Raw genomic sequence first — 4,733 nt, 5'->3', positions numbered from 1 at the left:
ACCACCGCCGGAGGCGCCAACTCCGCCTGGGCCGTTTGACGCCCATCGAGTTCGAGACCATCATGAACACGACCGCCGCACTGGCGGCGTGACTACAACCTGTCACCTATTCGTGCAGCAGTCCCAAATCAGTGTCGGCGGCGCTCGAAAACTGGTCAGTTTCGGCGGTGAAAAGTGAACACTCGACGATTGGAGAGTGATCACTTTGGAGGACTGGGCGCTGATCCGACGGCTGGCTGCGGAGGGCGTGCCGAAGGCGCGCATCGCGGAGCGGTTGGGGATCTCGAGGACGACGGTGTTGAAGGCGGTCCGGTCGGATTCGCCGCCGCAGTATGAGCGAACGCCGACGGAGTCTTCGTTCGTCGCGTTCGAACCACGGGTGCGGGCGCTGCTGAAGGAGACCCCGGATATGCCGGCGACGGTGCTCGCGGAGCGGGTCGGTTGGGAAGGGTCGATCACGTGGTTCCGGGCGGGGGTGAAGCGGCTGCGGCCGGAGTTCCGGCCGATCGATCCGGCGGATCGGCTGACGTGGGATCCGGGCGATGCGGCGCAGTGTGATCTCTGGTTCCCGCCGAAGAAGATCCCCCTCGAGGACGGCACGACCAAGTTGTTGCCGGTGTTGGTGATCACTGCGGCGCATTCCAGGTTCATGGTCGGTCGGATGATTCCGACCCGGACGACGGAGGATCTGCTGCAGGCGTCGTGGGAGCTGATCCAGCAACTCGGCAGGGTCCCGCGCAGGCTGATCTGGGACAACGAGGGCGGCATCGGGCGAGGCCATCGACCCGCCGCCGGCGTCGCGGCGTTCATGGGGACCCTCGCGACCAGGCTGGTGCTGCTGCCTCCTCGTGATCCGGAGTCCAAGGGTGTTGTCGAGCGCCGCAACGGGTGGTTTGAGACCTCGTTCATGCCGGGCCGGTCGTTCACCTCCCCAGCGGACTTCAACACCCAGTTCACGGACTGGCTGAACCTGGCGAACTCCCGCATCGTCCGCACGATCCGGGTCGCTCCCGTGGATCGGCTCGACGCGGACCGGGCCGCGATGCTGCCGTTGCCGCCGATCCCGATCCATCTGGGCTGGCGCAACAGCATCCGACTCGGCCGGGACTACTACGTCCGCCTCGACACCAACGACTACTCCGTGGATCCGACGGTGATCGGCCGGATGGTCGACGTCACCGCCGACCTTGACCGCGTGAAAGTCCGCGCCGATGGGCGGATCGTCGCTGACCACGCCAGGGTTTGGGCGCGGGGCACCACGGTCACCGACCCGGTCCACGTGGAGACCGCGGCCCGGCTCCGCAAACAGTTCCAGACGCCCCGCGCCGCGGCGGTCGGCGATGAGCTGACCCGCGACCTCGCCGACTACGATCGGGCCTTCGGGCTGGTCACCGACCAGGAGAACAGCTGATGGCCGCGAGCAAGACGACAGACGCGGTCAAGCAGATCACCTATCTCGCCGGTGCGCTGAAAGCGCCCCGGATCACTGAAGCTGCCGGCCGGATGGCCGATCAAGCCCGGGACGCGGGCTGGTCGTTTGAGGACTACCTCGCCGCCGTCCTCGAACGAGAAGTCTCCGCGCGGAACGCGTCCGGAGCGGAGCTGCGGATCAAAGCTGCCGGGTTCCCCGCCCGCAAGATGCTCGAGGACTTCGACTGGGACGCGCAACCGACCGCGCGTCAGCAGATCGCCGCCCTCGCCTCCGGAGGGTTCCTGCTGGAAGCGCAGAACGTCGTGCTCCTGGGCCCGCCAGGAACGGGGAAGACGCATCTCGCAACCGCACTCGGGATCGTCGCCGCGAAGCACGGACATAGAGTGCTGTTCGCGACGGCGACGGACTGGGTCACCCGCCTCACCGACGCCCATCGTCAAGGCCGACTCCCGCAAGAGCTCGCCCGGCTACGCCGCTACGGGCTGATCATCGTCGACGAAGTCGGCTACCTCCCGTTCGAACAAGACGCCGCGAACTTGTTCTTTCAGCTCGTCTCATCTCGCTACGAACACGCCTCGCTGATCCTCACCTCCAACCTGCCGTTCTCCGGCTGGGGCGGTGTCTTCGGAGACCAAGCCGTCGCGGCGGCCATGATCGACCGGATCGTCCACCACGCCGACGTGCTCACGTTGAAGGGCGCGAGTTATCGACTCCGCGGCAGAGGCATCGACAGCCTCCCCAGCATCAGAACCACGACCGACGAAACCCCTGGCTAGACTGCCCGCAACTGTTCACTTTTCGAGCGCCGAAAGTGACCAGTTCTCAAGCGTCGCCGACAATCAGCCGATACGGGCCTCAAAGTGGCGGTGACGGTGGGATTTGAACCCATGCAGGAACACCTTTCATGGGTGCACAACAGACCGGCTTCGCTGTCATTCCGCGAGTCTTGACCTTTCTGCCGTGTCCTGCGACGGCCCGACCTTTCGTCAATCTTTCCCACGGCGTTCCCACGGGCTCGGGCTCGGGCCTCGTGCGGGGCAAGGGAAGTGCCCCCTATCAGCGCGAGGAGCTGGTTCCTCCTCGATCGCGTGCTGCAGCGTCAATGATGGCGGGGATGTCGTCGCCAGCTTCCTGCAAGAATTCGTCCTGTAGCAGGGTGGCGAGGTCGGAGACGGCGACCGTGAGCACCTCTCCGGCGGCCACCACTGTGGGGTTGCGGGTCTTCATGGCCGTTTTCGCGATACCCCAGGCGGTAGCTATCGCTCGGGGCAGCGCGAGGGACCGATCCTTCTCGGTGAAGTAGTAAGTTTCGGCGCTCTGCATGAGATCGACGCGGCTTTGCGCGAGGGCGGAGGCGATTTCGTTCATCAGCAGCGCATCGGTCTCGTACGCTTCGTCGGGTTCCAGGCGGGAAACGAAACCGCCCCCAACGAGACTCCGGTTCCGCAAGGTGGTAGTGCGGCGACGGTTCAGCGCGGGGTAGAGCTGCATGATCCATGATACGGCGGCGGTCAAGAGGATGAAGCCGGTGAGTGCTTGGAGCGGGGCAAGTATTCGCAGCACGGGGGTGGTCGGGACGACGTCTCCGTAGCCGAGGGTCCCGAGCGTGACGAGGGAGAAGTAGATCGACGAGAAGAGATCGGGATAGCGGTCCGGATTGAGACCCGGGGCAAAGCTGAAGCCGTCCGGCGTCTGAGGCAGATAGATCAGTGTCCACCCACAAACCTGCAACGCTGCCCAGACGACGATGACCAGGACGATTCCCACTGGCCCTTCAGCCTCAGATGACGGTGCGGCCTAACATGCCCGTCGGGCTACTACACCGGTTACTCGGCGGGGCACTGCCGCGTGGCGGCGCGATCGAACTCGGGTACCTCGCGGGCCTCAGCCTGGGCAACAGTGGCGGCGATGCCGTTCTTCTCGATGTCCTTGATCAGCCAGTCCATCTCGAGGATCTCGTTTCGCTGAGCTTCGCTGATCGAGACCGCGAGTTCGCAGACGCGCACATCCTGAATCTGTGCCCGTTCAGAACGGGTGATCGCGAGCGAGTGATGCGGGATCATTGCGCTCATCCAGTCCGTGTCATCCACCGTGATCTGGCTACGGTCGAGAGCGATGCCGCCGCCGATCAGCAAAACCCCGACCGCGACGATCGCGATGTTCGCTTTCGTGTTCTTGTACATGTTCAGCATCCAGGCGAGCATGACCAACACCATGGTGCCGCCCATCGTGACCGCCATGAACACACGGCTCTCGCTAAAGCGGACGTGGCCCCATTCCCACGAGCCTGCGAACATCACCCAGTACATGACGACCATCGCGGTGAGGATCATCGCCGCGAACCGCAGATACATCGTCATCTGCATCCGCGACTTCTGCTCCGTCTGGTGCTCGTCGTGGTCCCGCTGTTGGTCGTTGTTCTGATTCGTAGACAAACCGATCATCTCCTCATTCACTCATTCGTCCCGTGGATTGCCTCTCGTCCGACGAGGCGCGCTCGGTGGCGCCTTAGGCGGCGAGCAACTCGGCGCACGCCCGCTCGCAGCGACGGCACGCCTCTGCGCAGATCGTGCAGTGCTCGTGCATCCCGGCATGCTGCTCGCACTCCTCCGCACACGCCGCGCACGCGGCCCGGCACGCCTCGAGGACAGCGCGAACGGTGTCGGGGTTGCTGCCGGTCTGGCGAGTCAGCACCACGGCGGTCGCGGCACAGACGGCGGCACAGTCAAGGTTCTTGCGGATACATCCGGTCAGCTCCGCCACCATTTCCTCACCCAGGCATGCATCGGCGCACGAGGTACACGACTGTGCGCACTCCACGCACGCCTCGATACACATCAGCAGCGCATCGCTCCCATCGGCCTTCGGATGGGTGCGCAGCATCTCTCCCGTGATAGTCATGGTCACTACTCCTTTCCCGCCGGACGGGCGCCCGACCGGTCGAAACGTTATGAGCGGCATACCCATTTGTGGAGGGGGTTGCATACCGGGAGGGGGCTGGGGTATCAATCACACATAGCTCGCCAGCCAGAGCGCGCAGAGCGCGGCCACCCTATACCCGCTGGGGGTATAGGGTGGCCTTGTCCCCACACCAACAAAAAGGTGACCCTCCAAGAGAGGAAGTCGTCATGTCGATGAAAGAACCCGATGATCGCGACGACGTTGTCGATAGGAAAGGCCCCATGATCCCAAACACCTCTGACCACGTCCCCGGGGCAATACACCCCGGGGAGCACGGTCAGCGCACTGGACAGATGGCCGAGCACGACGCACACGCAGATCACCACGGGCACGGCGGAGG

At 64.5% G+C, this 4,733-nt stretch carries 5 protein-coding genes; 2 read left to right on the top strand and 3 right to left on the bottom strand.

Translation table 11 applies throughout. The annotated features are described in order from the left end of the window. The first annotated feature begins 196 nt into the window (after positions 1-196). Both istA and istB read left to right on the top strand, forming a co-directional pair. Complete coding sequence (gene istA / locus ACIQ0W_RS15900; protein WP_103663492.1) at positions 197-1,411, top strand: IS21 family transposase; 1,215 nt, start codon at positions 197-199, stop codon at positions 1,409-1,411. Beyond that, entirely contained in the window at positions 1,411-2,208 is a 798-nt protein-coding gene (gene istB / locus ACIQ0W_RS15895) for an IS21-like element helper ATPase IstB (RefSeq protein WP_103663125.1), read from the top strand. Before istA ends, istB begins: the two co-directional genes overlap by 1 nt. A gap of 280 nt (positions 2,209-2,488) precedes the next feature. On the opposite strand, the gene ACIQ0W_RS15890 is transcribed toward istB, so the two are convergent. From ACIQ0W_RS15890 to ACIQ0W_RS15880, 3 genes are all read right to left on the bottom strand, one after another. Beyond that, positions 2,489-3,199, bottom strand: coding sequence for a potassium channel family protein (locus ACIQ0W_RS15890; protein WP_396643615.1), 711 nt, complete (start codon positions 3,197-3,199; stop codon positions 2,489-2,491). 59 nt (positions 3,200-3,258) lie between these two features. Further along, positions 3,259-3,867 (bottom strand): DUF305 domain-containing protein, encoded by a 609-nt coding sequence (locus ACIQ0W_RS15885; RefSeq protein WP_396643614.1) that lies wholly within the window; start codon positions 3,865-3,867, stop codon positions 3,259-3,261. 73 nt (positions 3,868-3,940) lie between these two features. After that, positions 3,941-4,333, bottom strand: a complete 393-nt coding sequence (locus tag ACIQ0W_RS15880) for a four-helix bundle copper-binding protein (RefSeq protein ID WP_396643613.1) — start codon at positions 4,331-4,333, stop codon at positions 3,941-3,943. Positions 4,334-4,733: the final 400 nt, after the last annotated feature.

The sequence above is a fragment of the Microbacterium sp. genome, from assembly GCF_044340635.1.
GTDB lineage: Bacteria > Actinomycetota > Actinomycetes > Actinomycetales > Microbacteriaceae > Microbacterium.
This window is presented reverse-complemented; position numbering and strand designations above follow the sequence as displayed.

Coding starts and splice junctions, on each gene's coding strand:
- istB (WP_103663125.1), top strand. CDS start 1,411: ATGGCCGCGAGCAAGACGACAGACGCGGTCAAGCAGATCACCTATCTC.
- ACIQ0W_RS15880 (WP_396643613.1), bottom strand. CDS start 4,333: ATGACTATCACGGGAGAGATGCTGCGCACCCATCCGAAGGCCGATGGG.